The following is a 17,450-nucleotide window of genomic DNA, read 5'->3' on the forward strand; positions in this document are numbered from 1 at the left end:
GGCCCGCTCAGATACTGCTATTTATAGCAAGCTCGCAATGAGCTCCCAAAGCTTCTTTGCCGCGTAACTGAGCCCCACTCCAAGCCCCTCTTCCACTTTCTTTCTGGCCGTCTTTTCGGCAATTTCTTTGGCAACACGCGCAGTCTTCTTCAAGAGACCCGGCTCAAGCATAGGGGCCTTAAGGACGGCAAGGGTTGTCTCCAAGATGGCGACTAACTGAGCACGCTCGATATCAGTCAACGCCGCTTGATCCTCGGGCAGGTTCGTAGTTTTAGCGAGAAGGAGCGCCTCATCGAGCAGTTCAGCTACATCGCTGATAAGCTGCTTCCCACGTGATCCTTGCTTCACGTAGACCCATTGCTCGGTCCAAACTTGAATCGGTTGAGGAGGATTTGCATCTAGTGTTTCTTGAATTACGCGGTCTTGGTCGGCGTGGTCGGACCGTGTTCCGTCGCCGCCAAATTCGCTTTCCAGCATACGGAGATAGCTTCGCGTCCTCGACAGAGCGGCGATCATCACGGGGGCCCTAAGCTTGGCGTCGATGTTTTTGAGTTTATTCGCCACAGACTGGTTCAGGCCGATGCTGGGAAGAACGCCGCTCAGGTCCAAGTCCACATGAACCGAGTATGCCTCAGGGATGTAGGTCATTGGCATAAGCTTGTTGTGAAGATTTGCGGCTTTTAGCCTGCTAAGGCTTCGTTCAATAGCGTCCAACATCTCGTGGATTTCTTCGAGTGAGAAGCCGGGATCAATCAATCTTAGACCATCTTATTGGGGGTTGTTCCTCTTAAGCGTGACACACTAAAGTTGAGCCTGCAAGTGATAGGCAAGAGGCGAAACAAGCGGCTTTTCTAATCAATGCCGTGAAGACTAGTAACTATTGCCCGAGCTCTTATGGCTCGTGTCAAAAGACTAACTTTAACGTACTCAGGTCATTTCCTATTTCATCGCAAAGGAACGAGGTCCATGTACCCCAACAAATTTTTCATGAACTGGATGTTCGGCCCCCTCATCATTCTCAGTATTTTGCTGTGGGAGCAGCATGAAGCCAACTGGCAGCGGGCGCTTGAGAACGCGCTGAGCGACTGCTTGGTGCACGACAGCAATTATTATTGTGCCAGCCGGATGCCCAGCCAATGATTAAGGCGTTCTCGCAGGACGAGATAAACGAGCGGGAGGCAGCGATTGTGCTCCTTGACCACGAACGGCGGGAGATAGCCAAGGAACTCACAGAGCTGCCTTACTGTCACTGCGGCAATATGCACGACTATGAGCGCTCTGCCGGGCGAGCTAAGCCGGGATGGGGCAACGTGGTGGATAACGCCATGCTGAGCATCAAGTATCAGCCAGAGCGCGTGGGCTTCCTGACCATCTTTACGTTCTTCGATACGCTGGCCGCGCTGGACCCTAAACGGCAGTACGATGCGGCTTTTGCTTCGCCAGCGGACTCTGAGCTCTGGTGGGCATTCGCACAGCCACAGCAAGCGTTGACACGTTGGGAAGCCAAGGGTCTGCTGCCTGCGAAACTGAGCATGGTGGGAAGGGGCGAAGTGTTCGAAGACCCAGCCAATTACACCCGCCTTAGGACAGCAAGAAGCTATGCCGCAAGCTTCGGGCTTTTGGACGATATAGGCGGACAGGGAGACAAACCGCTCTCACCCGAAACCATCCACCACGTATACACCTGCGTGCAAGAGGTCATGGAGACCCATGGGCACCTACTGTTTGGGGACGGCCTTTAGCGGGTCATACCCCTAGGCATAACCCACCGCAAAGCCGCTTGGTCTTCCGTGGTGATGTAGAGCCGCCTCAGCTCCGGCATCAGCGTATTGAGCTCCCCTCCAGTCCAGACCATATGGAACGCCGATGCAAGCAGCTCGGCCTGACTCTCCAGGATGTCACTCAGCTCAATCAAGGCGAAGGCCGCAAGGTCGCCCAATGCATCAACCGCAGCGGCCTCCCAATCGTCCACCGGTAGGCTCCTAGACATCCTTATGCGATAGGCACCTAGCAAGCCGGGCCGCAAGGTATGCAGCTCAACGGAAACGTGCTGGAGACCGATAGGCATACGGAGGAGCCAGCCCGCAGGCAGGCCCTTTCATGCCGCGAGTGGGCTAAGGGTGAAGAGCGTTTCGGTGGTCTTGAAGTTGGATGTGATGGTTCGGGGCATGATGGGTCAGCCCTCCAGCGTCGGCATGGGCAAGACCCCAGTGCAGCTATGGACGCCAAGGAGGTCATCTGCTGGAAAGAACAGTGTGCGGGGCGGATTGAGCATCCTCACTGTGACTACTGGGCGAACGTTCCCTCTCAGGTCTTGCCGCCCTTTCTCCCAGTATGCTTTGGATGGGCCGGAAACGAGCTGCTTGAATAGCATCGGATTCTCGCCGGGAGGGGTGGCCTCAGGCTTCCTGAAAAGGAGAACCGGCTAGCCGGGCTTCAAGGGTGCCGACTTGGAAAAGACAAGCCTCTGGCCATGCTCGAAAAGAGGCTGCATGCAATTGCCGTCACAGACCATCGCGTACTGCTCTGGGAATACATGAGGGGGCATAAGGGCGTGCGTAAGTGTTCCGCCAGAAGGGCGGCGAACGTTCATATTCATATTGGACTTCCCGACCGATTAACTGTGATTTAAGACCAACAATCTAATGTAGCGGTTCGACCATTCGGTCAAGCACGAATTGGTATTTAATCACAAATTAGTTGACCTGAGGACAGAATGCTACTCACAGGAAATCAGTTGAAAGCCGCTAGGGCCCTAGCCGGAATGGACCAACCTACTCTCGCGGCGCGGGCTGGCATTTCGAAAAACACGATAGTTTCCCTTGAGAAGCGTGGGGCGGATGTCCTCACCGGCAGGCTAGATACTGTGCGTGCCTTGCAGGTTGCGCTAGAGGAAGCGGGCGTCGAGCTCCTCAGTGAGGGTGGCCGTATTGGCGTTCGCCTTAAGGTCTGAGGATAGACCCACCAGATATCCCTATGCTATCCTCAACGGGTAAGGCATGAGGGTATCCCTACGCCCTGCTCCTTCTCATTGTTAATCCCCTTCATCGGGGTGTACCCGCATGCCCTACCTCTATGCCTTCCTTCTAGCTGGGCATGCCGGTCTTGTCGGTGATGGGTAGCGTATGGCCTGCTGTGTGGTTTGCTATGTGGTGGCATGAAGTAGGAGCCTTAGACAGCAGACCGTAGGGTTGGCATGAAGGGAGGGCATGAGGCTGGGCTTTAAGTTACCGGCTTCAAGCTACAGCAGTGGTGGTCTGTACCCTGCAAAGGAAAAACCTCAAGCAACTACCTCAAGCCAACTCCTAAGGCATACAGAGGCAGTTATTTCATTCAGCAACACTAAGTGGCTTTTCGGACACTGGCAGCTCAACACCAAGATGCTTGAGGCTGACTTCTCGCATTACCTGAGCAGCCAGAGCGCCGTGGCTCTTTCCCACCATAAGACCATCGTGCATTGGCAGCGCCGGAACTCCCAAGGCCACAAGGGCCAGTAAAACGTCCACCATGATTTGGCTCTCAGTGTAAGCGAACGAAAACCACTTGCCCGTGCCGAACAGCGGCGCGATAGCAGGGTGTTTGACGGCAAGCGCCTTTACAAAACGCGGCATGGTCCAGCCCTTGGGCATCTCCTTACGCACCTCCTTGGGCATCCGCACGGCGGGCCCTGCACGAGCGAAGAGGGAGGCAACGAGCTGCTTGACGGCCTGCCTATGGCCTTCCAGTCCGGGGATGGCGTAGAGGTCACCTTCAGGGGGAGTGATGCCCTGCTGAAGATATGCCAGCCGGAAAAACATGCTGCTGAAATCAAGGTCAGCAATCTGTTCGCCATTGATTGTTATCAGGTGCCGTTTCTCTTTGGGAAGCGTCAACCAGAAGCCGCCCCTATAGAGCCTCCCGTGCAGGTTAAACCCGTGCGGCCCTCCCGCAGACATCGTAGTGAAGATGCGGACAAGGTGAACCGGGAGAATAGATTTTCCGTCAAACCGAACATCGGCAAGCCGGTTAAGGGCCTCGTTGATGGTTTCCATTTGGTCGCGCAGCTGCACAGTATGCGCTGTGTCCTCATAGTTAACCCACCCCAGATCATCCGCCTCTTGTTTTACCGGGGTGGCTTCCTCTTCTGGGCCATCCGGCTCAGCATAACGTGGTGGACGCTTCACCCTGAGGATAATTGTTTCGCCGCCGCCGTCCCGCCCCACGCCCTCAAGCCCAATATCCGCACGGTCTAGCATCTCGGAGAGCACTGAGCTCGGCAGAATGCGCGTCCTGTGCCGCCGCCTGACACCCTTAATGACCACCAAGAATCCTGCCTTGCGCATCGCCATGACGGTGGCTGAAAGCACCGGAACGCTATAGCCTGCATAGTCATAGCGGGTGCGCGTGCTGGTGGGCTTACGGAGTGGCGTGGCCAGCGCGTCATGGCTTGCAGGGCTCAACACCATCGATGCCACATTGGCTATCACGCTAGAGACACAACGGCGGCGGCGCTGTTCTGCATCGGCGCGGGGCTTCCTGCCGGGCGTTATTGCTGGTGACGGGAGTGCCTCAAAGACATCATCCGCAAGCCGCCTTAGAGCCTCTCCCTTACAAGTCAGCCAGGGATCAAAATGGAGGGTGCCCAGCTCGCCATCATCTTGGACGGCAAAGTTTCCCCCTGCCGCCGCTTTCTGTTCCTTCTTGTGCGCCATAGCTTAGCTCTCAAATTTGGCGTCTGCGGCGTGGCTCGCTGCTTCCAGCCGTTCGGTTGCTGCCGCCCGCACCATGTCAAGCATATCAAACTCACTATGTAGCTCAGGCTCGCGGGAGCGTAGCGTAATGCCCCGCCGTTCGGTTTCGTCGTCAATGTCTCGCAATAGGTCCGCATTCGGGCGCGGCTTCTTGTTGGAACCGCGATAGCGTGCCGCCCGCCGCTCTTCGCGTGACACGGAGAAAATCGCCGCTACAAAGCTCTGAGGTGCAAAGATGAGCACACAGCGGCCGTCCGGGACGTGAAGTAGGGCCGTGCGTATTGCTGTGTAGATGCCTTGCGGTTGCGTACCGTCTTCCAGCTTCGGGGCTTCCGCGTAATCGCACCAGACCTCCTGCTCAGTTGCATCCTGAAGAGAGGAAGCCGTTACATACTGGGAGAAACCGCCGCCGGGGTGTCGCCCGGCAGCAGAAACATAGAGTTTAAACTCGTCACTCATAATTCAATCCCGCTCCTACTATCACTTGTCGCCTGCCCCGAAGGCATCAAGAATGGCCTGAAGCCCAGCCTTCTGGTCCTCTGCCGGTTCCTGCCGGAGGTGGGCATAGTGGTCCACCACCTTGCGCTGAGCCTTCATGAGAGCATCCCGCACGTTCTTGTCCGCACGGATGCGCTTACCGGCTGCTTCGCGGTACTTGTTGACGATCTGATTGAGGAGCCACAGCTTGGTCCCCTTGGTGCCTACATCGCCGTCAGGGGCTCGCTGATAGGCTTCCGAACGAATCCGGTTTGCTATCTGGTCCCTGAGGGATTTAGCATTGGGGGCTGGCTTACCGGCCAGCTTCTGATACTCCACATAGGCATTCTCGCCGTTGATCAGCTGGATGTCCCTGAGGTCCACCTTGTTCCACAAAGGGCTTGGCGCAGCTATGACAGACCCCTCAGGCAGAAGACTAAGCCGCTGCACCTCACGGTCCACAACGGTCCCATTGTCGTCCGTCCAGAGGCCCTGCCGGTTAACTACAGGCTGGCCCAGCCAATTGTACTTGGGGGCAAGCGTCTGGCTCATGCCGGGGATAGCCTGCACCATCTTGTCCGCAATGCTTCTGGCATCACGCATGAAGGGGTCCGTGGAGGTCTGGCGAGTAGCCGAGCTGAAGGGAATAAGGCTTGCAGCCATGTTCCCAAAGAACGCTTCGCCCTTCCGGTCGGGTTGGCTCAGTGCCTCCAGCGCCTGGTTAAGGCTGAGCAGGTACGTGCGGGAGGTAAACTGCTTGGCGAGCGATACGCCCAGCGCCCCGATAGCCTGCATGACTTCCGGGTTTTCCTCATAGCCATCACCGAGCACATGGATAGCATCTTGGATATCCGCGATGATACCGAATGGCAGAGCAATAGGGTCCATGCGGTTGAAGGGAACGTAGCGCTTTGAGCCATCCTCGTTGGTTATGACCACGGAGTATGGCCTCCAGCCGGTAGCCAGAAGCTGCTCCTTCACCTTGGGGTCCGTAGGCCCGCCACTGGTAACGCGATCCTGACCAAGATACGCAGCGGCTCCCATGAAGAGAGTCCCCATGCTCATCTGCCCTACTGCCTGAGCCTGCGCCTCCCTGCCCATCTTACCGGACAGCATAGCGCGATACTCACCTTGCAGGACATTGAGGCCGGGCGTCATCTTCCACCCATAACGCAGAACATTGGTGGGGGTCTTGACGAATGGCAGGATGAGGCGAACCATCTTGGTCTTCTCGTTTGCCACAAAGGTCTGAATACCTCTGCCCAGTGTGCCCGGCAGCAGGTCCTGCTGGAAGGTGGCAATGTTGGCCTCACGCAAAGCTTCAGGCTCAAGCCCTCGGCCCTGCGCATCGAATGCCTTATCCACCTTCTCCTTGACGAATGCCTGCACGTAGTCCGTGGCGGCTTTACCACTGAGCCCGGCATCAAGCGCACTCTCCACGCCTTCCGTATGGGCACGGGACATGAGCTTTGACCTGTAAACGATCTGCTTCATGAGCTCATCCACAGAGCCGAGCGTGCGGCTTGGCACACTGGCTACCGAGATGGGGACAGAGAGGGCGTTATAGATGAGGTTCGGGACACTATCCCACGGCTTGAAGTACTGCCCGTTGAACGCCTGCGAGCCCGGCACCTGCCAGCTTTGGCTGGCATAGGCTTCCGATGTGTGAGGACGCAGCACGCTCTCATTCTGGAGGAACGCCTTGGAGGCATTCTTGAAGCCATCCCACACAGCCGAGCCCATATAGCCGTACTGCCGGAGGTTCTCCCTGACGAGGGACTTGGCTGCATCGTCACCGAGGGCGGCTCTGGGCACAGACCCAAGGATACGCTCCAGTGGCCTGACGCCCAGCATATAGCCGTTGGACATGACGTTGATTGCCTGCGTGGTCCAGCCAGAGATGAGGCTGTTAATTCGCAAGTAGTTTGCCGTGTCTAAAAGCTTAGTATAAAGATCGGGGTCAGCGAGGTACTTAATTTTGCTTGGGTCGCCACCACTTTCTGCAATAAGCTGATAGAAGCGCTCCTTGGAAACACCCTCGAATAGGCGAGGATCAAAAGGTTGCCCACGCAGCGCCCGCAGTTGACGGCCCGCGCTCGCCCGCATCGCCTTTACGTCATTAAGCATCGTAAGGGCCAGCGAAAACCGCTTGGCAATCGCCTGTTCCATGGCCTCCTTGCTTCCAAACTCACTATAATCACCCAGATGCATCCGCCAGCCTAACCGCGTCGCATCGGCAAAAATCTTGGAAGTCATCGAACCGTAGACAACCATTGTTGCAGGCATATCCATCGAATGGTTTGCGGCCTGCTGGAGTGAGCCAAGCATTTCTTGGGGGTCTGTCTCTGCCATGGCGGCAAAGTCAGCTACCTGCTTTTGGAATTGGGCGTCCGTGACCGTATTTCCCCAGCCCGATGCCTCAAGCTCTTCGGCTTTACGAGCAACAAGCAAACGCATACCGTCCTGAACATCCCTGTCGCTCTTGAACTGCGAGTAGAACCTCTCCCCTAAATCCTTGTTTAGTGAGTGCCCGGCATTGTTGACCCCTTCCCAATTGCCGTATCGCCGCGTCAGGTCCCAATCCTCGGTTGCCTTGTCGGCAGCATCAATCAGCTCGTCAACGAAACTCCTACCCTCACTGGAATCAACCGTGATGCGCGTTTGAAACCGGGCCGCGCCATCATTGCGTATTCCGGGGAGGCCATCTTGTGCTTCCAGCACATTACCGGCTGACGGCGTGGCTTCTGGAGGAGGTACATCAACAGGTCCTGCTGCCAGGGGAGAAGCCTCGGCACCTGCATCACCTGAAGGAATAGCGTCAGGTCCTTCTCCAATTGGCTCAACTTCGCTTGTTCCATCAAGCTCTCCTTTACGCCGGTTCTCAAAGTCCGTGATGGTCCTTGATGCCCCCGCTGTGTCACCGGCCTTAAGCTTCTTCCATACGGTTCCGCCTAGTTTGAGGGAGCCGATGATAGCCGCATCCAGCCCGATGCTTTCCATGGCGCTTTTCACACGGCCCCATGCAGCGCTGTCCGTTGGGTCAGCTGCAAGCCATGCCGTGATGGGATTGGCCAGAGGGGTGTCCTGAAGCAGGTTGCTGAGGCGGGCTTCATGCGGATCGAATGCGATAGCCCCAGCGAGTGCCGCCTTGCCAGACTCAAGGGCAACAGCGCCACCCTTTACGCCCTCCACTGCGGTCTTGCCTGCGGTGAGCGCCTCGCCAACTTTGGGGATGGCCTGCGCCACCTTGCCGAGCTTCCCGATGCCAATCATGGCTACGGCGAATTGCCCGATGCCTGAGGAGAGACCCCCGAGGATGGGGGAAGCTTCCTTCATGTCGGCATCAAGCTGCTCTACGCTACGGCGGAACGCGCTCTGCTCCTCGGGTGGCGTATCGCCAAACAGAAAGTCCTTGGTCTCAAAGACCGCCTTCATGCCACCCGTAGCGATAGCACCGCCTGTGGCTACACCATCAAGGAGCCTATCCTCTTTGGTAACCTCAGAGCCATCACGGGTGAGACCGGGGCCACCAAAAGCAGCCCCAATGATTTCACCGGCAGAGGCACCTTGGGTTCCCGCACGGGCTCCCTCAATGCCAGCCTGAATGGACCCCATGAGGTTCTGAGCAGCTTCAGGGTCTACCTCTAGGCCCGGCTCCTCGTCGGGCGTGGGGGCTCCTTCTTGCGTGGCTTGAGGGGCGTGGGGGGTGCTGTTCGGGTTTGCGTTTTGTGGTGCTGGCTCCGAGTTTTCAAGGATTTGGCGGAGGAGTTCGGGGTCCATTGAATTTCCTTTCGTTGGCTATAGGCAATGAGCTGCCTGCTCACGCTGCGGGGAGCGGCGTAAGGTGTGCTGTTTGGGTTTGGCTTGGGGTGGCTCGTGGCGGGTCACCGAGTTCCGGCTGACCGATGACATCACGAAACCACGGGGATTTCTCGCTCGGTTACGGAGGCACTTAGGACTGTGAGTTGATGGTAGGGTGCGGCATATTCATCTCGCAAGCCTCGATGGCACTTGTGAATTTACACCTATAGAATGGGCTTTCCATCACACCCGTCAAGAGGGATAAACACCTAACTACAACCCAAAGGTGAGCCCATCGCCGCTGATTTCATTGAGAAAAGCATTCCCTTAGTAAGTAGGAAAATCCTTGAACTCCGCACGCTGAGGTGGAGGAAAATTTATTTTATTTCGGCTGTTTCCTAGGCCCGGTTTCAAGGGATACGAAGGGGTTGCAATCCTGTGCATTACTACGCGAATACGTGGCGCGTGGCTTAGGGAGGGCGTGTGGTTGGCTTTACTAAGGGAATGCTCTTTGTCGTCAATGCAGGAATGCTTCTTCTCACTAGTGAGGGAATGCAAAACGCCCGGCTTGAGGGCCGAGCGCTGGGCGTAAATTGAAGGGCTTCTTTCCTGTACGGAGGGAATGGTTCTCAAGCCGCCGCACAGGCGTGCCGAGTGCTAGACCGTGCGGCGGTCCTTGGCACAGGATTAGGGCCTAACGCTGAAGGTTCAGGTAATAGTGGTGAAAAAGCTCTTTACACCCCAGTCCAATCTCGACGTTGGCCGATCTTTGCCAGCCGGTCCCCGATATATTATCAAAAAGGGCGGCAACCTTATCTTTAATTGCGCTAACTTGTTGGTGAGAGTAGCCTATGCCAGTTGCGAGTATGGAGTTTTTTGCCTTAGCGCCCACGAGGCCCTTTCCTTGCACAGATAGCAAATTCATATTCTCTGTTGTGAAACCGAAGCCAAGAAAAATTAGGTGCTCGCTGTACGCAACCGCAGCTCGAATACGGCTAAGCGTCTCGCCCTCCTCAACGCGCTCTGTGTAGGTCTTCAAGCTGTGGGTGAGGGAGAATAGGTCAAAGCGCTCGTCAACGTTCGGTCCAAATTCCGGCTGATTGGGGTGCCCACCAAATTCTGTTTCTGGCAACGGCCCAAGAGTTCCGTAAGGGTGTATGATGTTCATCGCACCTACAATGCGGCGAGCATCTTGATAGGGCATCCTGTATCGAGAGCGCAGCGCTTCAAGCAGGTACATTTCAATGCACCGATCATAATTGAAACAGATGATTGACACACCCTCCGCCAATTCTTCAGGGTTCTTCACCGCGTCCATAAGGATACGTGCAAAGGGCTCAACCCACGCGTTAGACAGGGCTCGGATAGAAAAGCCATCGCCACCCCGCTCCGAATCCTTAAAGAGCTTAGATTTGCGCTCAGCACGGGCTATATAGGCAGCGATTGCCAGTTTCCCCAATTCGCCTACGTGGTTCGTTCCATCCTCGTAGTGGTCAATGAACGCATCGATTGACGGAAACATATATAGATTGGTTGAGATTAGCTCCGCAGCCTCTAAGCGTTTTTGCAACCCGCTCTCGTCATCTCTATGCCGCCTTCGAATTGCGTCGAATAACAGTCTGTCACCACGCGAGATTCTGCCGTAGCGCAGGTCACCAGAAAAAGAATACCCGTCTTGGATCATTGAGCGGAGTTCGCTACCAATTGGGAATGCGCCGAGGCCGTATTCTGTGCTGGCCCCAGCGCCTACAATAAACGTGGTATTTTTCAAAAACATCTATGCCGCCCCCTAAACCCGGTGGCGATTTAAGCTCGATTCGATCTATCCCCACAAGGCAAGAGCCTTTTCGGTGCCCTGAGGGTCATCCTTGATGCGATAGACCGTCTGCCGGGAAAGGCCGGTTACCCTCGCCACCTCTGCGATCTGGGTCTCCCTTGAGAGCAAGTCCCGCACGGTATCAACCTGCTGCCTCGTGAAGCTGGGCTTGCGGCCTCTGTAAGCATCCTCTTTGGCCTTGGCATGGGCGATGCCCGCACGCTGTGCCTCTTTGGTGGCCTCTGCCTGAGCCTGAGCGGTTGCCGCCATGAACGCAATAAGGGCATCCCTCACGGCCATCTGCATGGGGTCCCTGGTGCTTCCGTCAAAGACCATGCCGTTGATGACTGTGCGGACGATGACACCCTTGGCAAGGAACGCCTTGATGGTTGCCGTCACGTCATCATAGTTGCGGCCCAGACGATCAACCCAGCGAACTACCAGAGTGTCCCCAGCTCGAAGCATATCAAAGAGGCGTTTGCCTTCAGGCCGGTTCCTCATCGGGACGCTGACGCCTGAGACCCCCTTATCAGCAATGATGTGGTCAAACGTGTAGCCCGCCTTCTCTGCCTGAGCCTGCTGGTGCTCAAGGGTCTGCTCATTAGTCGATACGCGGGCATAAAGGAATGTAGCCATAAGGTGCGCCTCCAAGTGTCCGAATGGATAATGTCCGCATAGATACTTGTCCGAATGGAGGAGGTCAATCCTAACGGACGAACTTCTGTCCGAAAATCTCACGTCCACTGAGGTATGCCCTAACGGACACATTAAACTACTTATCGCACCAACTAAAATAAATGTTGAGCTGTAAATATTTATGGACTCAACTTGTCATAGAACTCTGCGATTCTAGGGAGAGAATGATTGCTAGAAAAAATCACCTTTAAATTCGGCTCAGGTCCCACACAACCGCCTCTCGAAATCGAGACGCCCCCTTCCGTGACAGTATTTGTCGGCCCAAACAACTCTGGAAAAAGCCAAGCGTTAAGGGAGCTCGGCATGGTTTTCAACAATCAAGGAGAGACCCAAACTCAAATACTTGGCCCTGTGACCTTTAAGAGCTTCAGCGACCAGGAAGCAGAAGAGGAGCTGCAAAAACTTTTAGTCTCACCGGACATCGGCGAGAGTGTTCATCCTGGACAAGTGATAATCAAGAGCGCCAATCGGCGTCAGCATATTTACCCTAATTTCTTTAAAGCCTCCCTGGTAGACCCGAACACTCACAATTCACGAAGCAACTTCGTGAACTACTATGCATCATCTTCTATCTTATCTCTCGACGGCCCCTCGCGGATACAGCTTACATATAGTCAGCAACGCGGTGATCTAAAGGCACCTCAAAGTGCCTTCGCCAACCTTCTTCTGGATAACGAAAAGCGCGAAACGATACGAAAATTAGTCTACGATGCAACGGGGCTTTACTTCGTACTTGACGCTTCCGTTGGCGATCAATTGAACGTTAGGTTTGGCCGAACGCCACCTCCAAACGAGCGTTCTCTTGAAGATGAGACATTGACCTACATGAAGGAGGCGCTTGGGGTTGATCGGGTGAGCGATGGCGTTAAGGCATTTACGGGAATTTTGATCCAGCTCCACGCTGGTCGGCCCAAGGTCATCACGGTGGATGAGCCGGAAGCATTTTTGCACCCGAACTTAGCTTTCACGTTAGGAAAGGAACTCGCTAAGGGAGCCGTAGAGGAAGGAAAGCATATCTTCGTTTCTACTCATAGTGCACAGTTTCTGATGGGCGCTATTTCTTCGGGTGCAGAAGTAAATATTGTTCGTCTTACCTATCAGAATGGAACGGGTACTGCACGCCTACTTCCGAGTAAAGACCTCAAGGTCCTAATGCAGGACCCCCTCCTCCGCTCGGTTGGCGTTCTTGAAGGTCTATTCTTTGACGCAGTGTTGGTTGGTGAAGCCAACGCCGATAGAGCCTTTTACCAAGAGATAAACGAACGTCTGCTCACAGAGGGCGACACGAGAGGCTCGCCACGCACGCTCTTCCTGAATGCAGACAATAAGCAGACAATTCCGAGGATAATCGCACCACTCCGCAGACTTGGCATCCCTGCCGCCGGAGTCGTAGACATCGACGTGCTTAAAGATGGTGGAACTGAGTGGACGAAACATTTGCGGGCAATCGGCCTTCCCGAGGGAGAGCATGCAGCTTTTGCCTCAAGGCGCTTGGCGGTCCTTGAGAAACTTCGGGCGCAACACAGTGATTTCAAGACGAGGGGTGGCGTGGAGCTGTTGGTGGGGTCGGACCGTGAGATGGCAGATAACCTACTGAGGGATTTGGAGCGATATGGATTATTTGCAGTCCCAATAGGAGAAGTTGAAGCATGGCTCAGAGACTTGGACATAGAGCGGTCGAAGCAGCGATGGCTGCGCGACATTTTCGAGAGGATGGGCAGTGACCCTGCGGCTCCAAGCTACATCAGGCCAGCAGGTGGTGATGTGTGGGACTTTATGGGTCGGATCTCTAGTTGGGCGCACAATGGGCAGCGAAGGGGAATACCGGATTAATAGGAGCCCCTCGGTAGGCTCCCCAGCGTTATCAACCTTGAGTATGGTGCCCACGCCTCAAGGAGTGCCTGATGGACTTCCTATCAATCATCTTGGCGGCGCTAGGCATCCAGAGAGAGCGCGCCAGCAAAGCCAGTGACCGAAAGATAGATGCCTATCGGCTTATCTCTGAGGTAGCTGTAGAGGCAGCTCAGGCTGGCAACATGGTGGCAATGGCCATGCCCGGAATTATGCTCTGGCTTCAAGCCCTCTACCCGGACCAACCCGAGCTGCACGCAAGCTGCTCCAATACGCTGACCACGATGCTGGAGCAGTCTAGGCAGCTCTACCATATGGCTGAGAACTACAAGCCAACCATAGAGAACGGCAGCAGCTGGGCAGACTGAGAGCAGGTGTTGAGGAAGCTGCACGAGTGGAGATCTACGGCATCCATGTTGCGCCCACATACGGAGGCGATCATCAAGCGGTATGAGGACCTGCTGACAGCCACCGAGCAAACCTATGTGCCTCCGCCAGTGCAGCCCGGCTCGTCGAAACGGGACAGGGGGTGGGATGCTCCGCCGCTTTGAGGGACCCCTTAGGACCACCGATTTTTAAGCTGTGCAAGGGAGACACTTTATGTCACAGGCGGGGTCTTATCGTTTAGCTGTATCGAAACGCTATTGGCGAACGGCTGAACTCGTGCTTGATCACCAATCTAGGCCTTTCGAGCATTTAGAGCCCGTTGGATATCTGCTGGCTATGAGTACAGAGCTCGCGCTCAAAGCATATCTGACAGACCGAGGGGTGCCCGACAACTTGCAGTCTTCAAAGAAGCTAGGTCACGATCTGGGGGCGTGCTTGAGGAAGGCCATGGAGCTTGGGTTGGAGATTGGCGCTGCCGAAGGGGCGTGCGTTCTCTCCTTGAGAAGTGCGCATCTGACACACTTGAACCGATACGGGCCGAAAAGCTCAGGCGGCTTACTAGAGCTAGGTGGGTTTCCACTAACTGACGAAATGGTGGCTCTTAGCTGCGTTGCAGTTTTGATTGATCGAGTCGAGGGAATAGCTGACACACTTCCACTACTCACGCCGTTGTCTCTGAGAGAGCTCGCAGAATTGGAAAAACTTGAACAAAACAGGGTGGATTGGGTAAGGAGTATTGGCTCCCAGCGCAAGCGGACGTGATGCCAGCGTCAATGGTCAGATGAGATCAAGGCGCGGATCGAGTCGGAGAGCTTGCGGGCTGTTCGTACACCCAAATGTTCGGAGCCCTAGAGCACCAGAGTGGCTGGGGGCCTCTTCAATGTGCAAGGGGAGCGACCTAGGCCCACCGGGGGGGGGGGGGGGGGGGGGGGGGGGGGGGGGGGGGAACGCTCGCCGCCGCTGTCACGTATTACCTCTCACATGTCTGACCCCCAGTGTAGCCGGAAAGATAGCTCGGGGAGCACTTTGGGAATGGCGACTTATGTAAATCCAGCGACATGTGTCTTTTCAACTATGATCTAATATATAGAGCAGAGTACGCTCCGCTAGTCGCCCACTCCGCAGATTAGCCGAGCGTCATTCGCTCATTTTCGCTCCCGGAAATACCATGAATTTCGATCAAAAACTGACCCAGAAACCTGCCAAGTACAATAACGACCGCCTCCATTTCTTCAAATATATGTCGGCTGCAACGGGTAAAATCGTCCTCTCCAATCGAACCCTTCGCTGGTCTACAGCCACGCACCTTAACGACCCTTTTGATATGCAGCTTGACCTTCCCATACGGGCAGACAGGCAGGTGGTAAGGCGGCTTGCCTTAAGCAAGCTGTGGAATCTGTATTGTCAAACAAACCCCATACCTCCGCGAAATGTTCTTTCGGTCATGCTTGAAGCTCTCCGCGTCACAGGTCGGCGGATGACACGAAAGCAATTCAACGAGGAACTTGGAGCCGCATTTGATGAGGGATACAGCCAAATGCTAGTTACCCTTCCGGGTATTCAAAGGGAATCTGCGGCGATCATGAAAGATACAAAAATCCTATCTCTCACAACTCGGCCTAATAACCACCTCATGTGGGCGCACTACGGGAGCGCCTCAACTGGAGTTGCGCTGCGGTTCCGATCAATGCCGGAAATTGACGGACCGTTTGGCATGGCAAAAGCAGTTAACTATCTAAGCGAGGTTCCCGAGCTCTACAACGCCGAGTCGCTTTCGGACATTTTTGCTGGTTTGGACAGTATGAGCCCAACCGTAATCGTAGACAAATTGGTCTATACTAAGTCATCTGAATGGAACTATGAGCAGGAGTGGAGAATTTGCTCCGGCGCTGGAAGAACACAAGAAGCCCCGTATGAGGACTGCCCCTTTGGTGCAGGTGAGATAGACGGCTTGATATTTGGAATGAACACCGCAGCCTCTGATAAAACAGAATTCCTCGAAATTGCCAGCCGCTACCCAAGAATCGAGATATTTCAAGTGGCCCGCTCCGGGAGGGCTAACTTTGATATTGAGCTCCGGCCCTATGAACCCGACTGACTTGACACCAGCGTGCTGTGAGCCGCTCCCAGTTTCGCTGTGTTCGATACTATGGAAGCGCGTGCCCTTGATTTCGATGAGGGCTATCCCAAAGCCACCCTCCTGCCGAGCTTCCTCCCCTTGCCGCTTGAGTGGCCGACAGGACAGCCGATGTGTGATATTCCGGGACGGGACACGCAAGGGGGCCTAGCCCCAAGTCCCCAAGGAGCTCATCTGTGAATAGCTCAGCGCGGCGAAAAAGGGGCCAAGCCCGTTCAAGCTTACCGTCCGCTAAAGATATGAAAACAGATGATGCGCCCAGTCGGTCGCCGCAAGAAAGCAGCCCGCACCTCAGCTTCTTGCTTGCGACATCTTGCGCAGAATAAACCATGCGAGCCCTGCGAGCCGATAGCTTACCGTGTTTCAACGAATACGCTGCATCCCTCAAGACTTCGAACTCAGGGCATAAAGTTGCTACGTGGTCTTTAAAATGGTTGTCCTTCAGTTCACTATGCTGGCATCCAAGCTTTCCGAGGAATTGGTGTCCATTCTCCCGTAGCTCCTCAAAGATTATGCCGTAGGCTGAATCGAGGCTGAGTGCCGCATTGACGGCGAGACGGTAATCCCCATCGTTTTGGATAAACGCCGTAATATTGGGCCGCGTCACAGTGTCGAAAAAGGTCTTGGCGTCCAAACGAGTTGCTCCATTATCTCTGCCCTGGGCAGGCTTCACGCCTTCAGAATGCCCGCAGAGGGTCACATACCTCTGAGAGATGTCACCCTAGTGTAGTCGGGAAGCTAGAACGGAATGTCATCGTCGAGTGTATCCCACGCCGTTTTTGTAGCCGCCTGTGGCGGAGCAAGCAGCTTTGGCTTCGGGGGCCCTTCTAGCCGGATTATCTCATCGTCTTCCTTTTGCTTATCTACACCAATTAGATGTGTGATTGTGACGATTGCATCAGGAGCTTCAGCTAGAAAGGCTGTAGTGCCCCCAACCATCGCCCCTATCGACGCCAAAACGGACAGAGACACCCCGAACCGGAGCCTCTCTTTGTGAAGCTCTGTGCGGAACTCACCGATTTTATCAAGCAGGCGAGCCTTCTTGTCATCCGATAGGGTGCTGTCCTCAACAGCATCACGCAACTTCGTTAGCTCGTTCTCGATAAGGCCTTTAGTCTTTCTTCCCAGCCTAACTGAGAGCGCGTCACGGCTAGAAGAATTACGCAACTTGATTTTAGCGGTCACCCCAGTTACTTGCCTAAGAAACTCTCTGAGGTCTTGAGAAACGCTGTCAAAGTGATCCACATATTGGATACCTGCTATCCCTAACTCTTCGGCGGACGCGGTAATGATCGTCATGTATTGCGTCTGCACTAGTGCTTCAAAACTTTGATGATTATCCTCTGAGAGCATTGCCATCATGTTTTTACGACAGATGCGCTCTATTGCGGTAAACCTTTTCTCCGCTTCTGCGGGGAGAGTATCGTAATCCTCATCAGAAATAAGCTCAAAGTCCAGTCCCTGCATATTTTAACCTCAACGCGACTCACGCGCGTGATATTCTACCCGAGATTTTATCCGTAGAATACAAACCGCGTGGCACTTGATGGGGGCC

General features: G+C 55.0%; 14 protein-coding genes. 6 read left to right on the forward strand and 8 right to left on the reverse strand.

Annotation, left to right across the window (positions count from 1 at the left end):
* Positions 1-21 precede the first annotated feature (21 nt).
* Positions 22-756, reverse strand: coding sequence for a hypothetical protein (locus CRO62_RS15015; protein ID WP_323455501.1), 735 nt, complete (start codon positions 754-756; stop codon positions 22-24).
* Between the two features lie 210 nt (positions 757-966).
* Between CRO62_RS15015 and CRO62_RS27220 the strand changes: the two genes are divergently transcribed.
* Entirely contained in the window at positions 967-1,140 is a 174-nt protein-coding gene (locus CRO62_RS27220) for a hypothetical protein (RefSeq protein ID WP_179784533.1), read from the forward strand.
* The gene (locus CRO62_RS15020) at positions 1,137-1,742 is read left to right on the forward strand and encodes a hypothetical protein (RefSeq protein ID WP_097100761.1); all 606 of its coding nucleotides are present in this window, start codon (positions 1,137-1,139) and stop codon (positions 1,740-1,742) included. The genes CRO62_RS27220 and CRO62_RS15020 overlap by 4 nt, the downstream gene beginning before the upstream one ends.
* On the opposite strand, the gene CRO62_RS27665 is transcribed toward CRO62_RS15020, so the two are convergent.
* On the reverse strand, positions 1,739-1,972 hold the full coding sequence (locus tag CRO62_RS27665) for a hypothetical protein (protein ID WP_323455502.1): 234 nt from the start codon (positions 1,970-1,972) through the stop codon (positions 1,739-1,741). The two genes, CRO62_RS15020 and CRO62_RS27665, sit on opposite strands and share 4 nt — an antisense overlap.
* 744 nt (positions 1,973-2,716) lie before the next feature.
* Between CRO62_RS27665 and CRO62_RS27365 the strand changes: the two genes are divergently transcribed.
* Positions 2,717-2,953, forward strand: a complete 237-nt coding sequence (locus CRO62_RS27365) for a transcriptional regulator (protein WP_003503671.1) — start codon at positions 2,717-2,719, stop codon at positions 2,951-2,953.
* Positions 2,954-3,329: 376 nt separating this feature from the next.
* On the opposite strand, the gene CRO62_RS15040 is transcribed toward CRO62_RS27365, so the two are convergent.
* The 5 genes from CRO62_RS15040 to CRO62_RS15060 form a co-directional block, all read right to left on the reverse strand.
* Complete coding sequence (locus CRO62_RS15040) at positions 3,330-4,691, reverse strand: hypothetical protein (protein ID WP_097100762.1); 1,362 nt, start codon at positions 4,689-4,691, stop codon at positions 3,330-3,332.
* Between the two features lie 3 nt (positions 4,692-4,694).
* Positions 4,695-5,189: a hypothetical protein gene (locus tag CRO62_RS15045; RefSeq protein ID WP_097100763.1), complete on the reverse strand. Its 495-nt coding sequence runs from the start codon at positions 5,187-5,189 to the stop codon at positions 4,695-4,697.
* A gap of 21 nt (positions 5,190-5,210) precedes the next feature.
* Positions 5,211-8,987 carry a hypothetical protein gene (locus CRO62_RS15050; protein ID WP_097100764.1) on the reverse strand — a complete coding sequence of 1,259 codons (3,777 nt, stop codon included), beginning with the start codon at positions 8,985-8,987 and terminating at the stop codon, positions 5,211-5,213.
* A gap of 715 nt (positions 8,988-9,702) precedes the next feature.
* A complete protein-coding gene (locus CRO62_RS15055) occupies positions 9,703-10,785 on the reverse strand; it encodes a hypothetical protein (RefSeq protein ID WP_097100765.1) in 1,083 nt (360 codons plus the stop codon).
* Positions 10,786-10,830: 45 nt separating this feature from the next.
* Positions 10,831-11,460, reverse strand: a complete 630-nt coding sequence (locus CRO62_RS15060; protein ID WP_097100766.1) for a recombinase family protein — start codon at positions 11,458-11,460, stop codon at positions 10,831-10,833.
* A gap of 228 nt (positions 11,461-11,688) precedes the next feature.
* Here CRO62_RS15060 and CRO62_RS15065 point away from each other — a divergent pair, with 228 nt between their 5' ends.
* From CRO62_RS15065 to CRO62_RS15080, 3 genes are all read left to right on the forward strand, one after another.
* Positions 11,689-13,353: an ATP-dependent nuclease gene (locus CRO62_RS15065; RefSeq protein ID WP_097100767.1), complete on the forward strand. Its 1,665-nt coding sequence runs from the start codon at positions 11,689-11,691 to the stop codon at positions 13,351-13,353.
* Positions 13,354-13,424: 71 nt separating this feature from the next.
* A complete protein-coding gene (locus CRO62_RS27670; RefSeq protein ID WP_323455504.1) occupies positions 13,425-13,739 on the forward strand; it encodes a hypothetical protein in 315 nt (104 codons plus the stop codon).
* A 1,187-nt stretch (positions 13,740-14,926) separates the two neighbouring features.
* Complete coding sequence (locus tag CRO62_RS15080) at positions 14,927-15,856, forward strand: DUF2971 domain-containing protein (RefSeq protein WP_097100769.1); 930 nt, start codon at positions 14,927-14,929, stop codon at positions 15,854-15,856.
* Between the two features lie 777 nt (positions 15,857-16,633).
* Here the strand turns inward: CRO62_RS15080 and CRO62_RS15090 are convergent.
* Complete coding sequence (locus CRO62_RS15090) at positions 16,634-17,362, reverse strand: hypothetical protein (protein ID WP_097100770.1); 729 nt, start codon at positions 17,360-17,362, stop codon at positions 16,634-16,636.
* Positions 17,363-17,450: the final 88 nt, after the last annotated feature.

Source organism: Rhizobium sp. AN6A, assembly GCF_900215635.1.
GTDB classification, from domain to species: Bacteria; Pseudomonadota; Alphaproteobacteria; order Rhizobiales; family Rhizobiaceae; genus Agrobacterium; species Agrobacterium tumefaciens.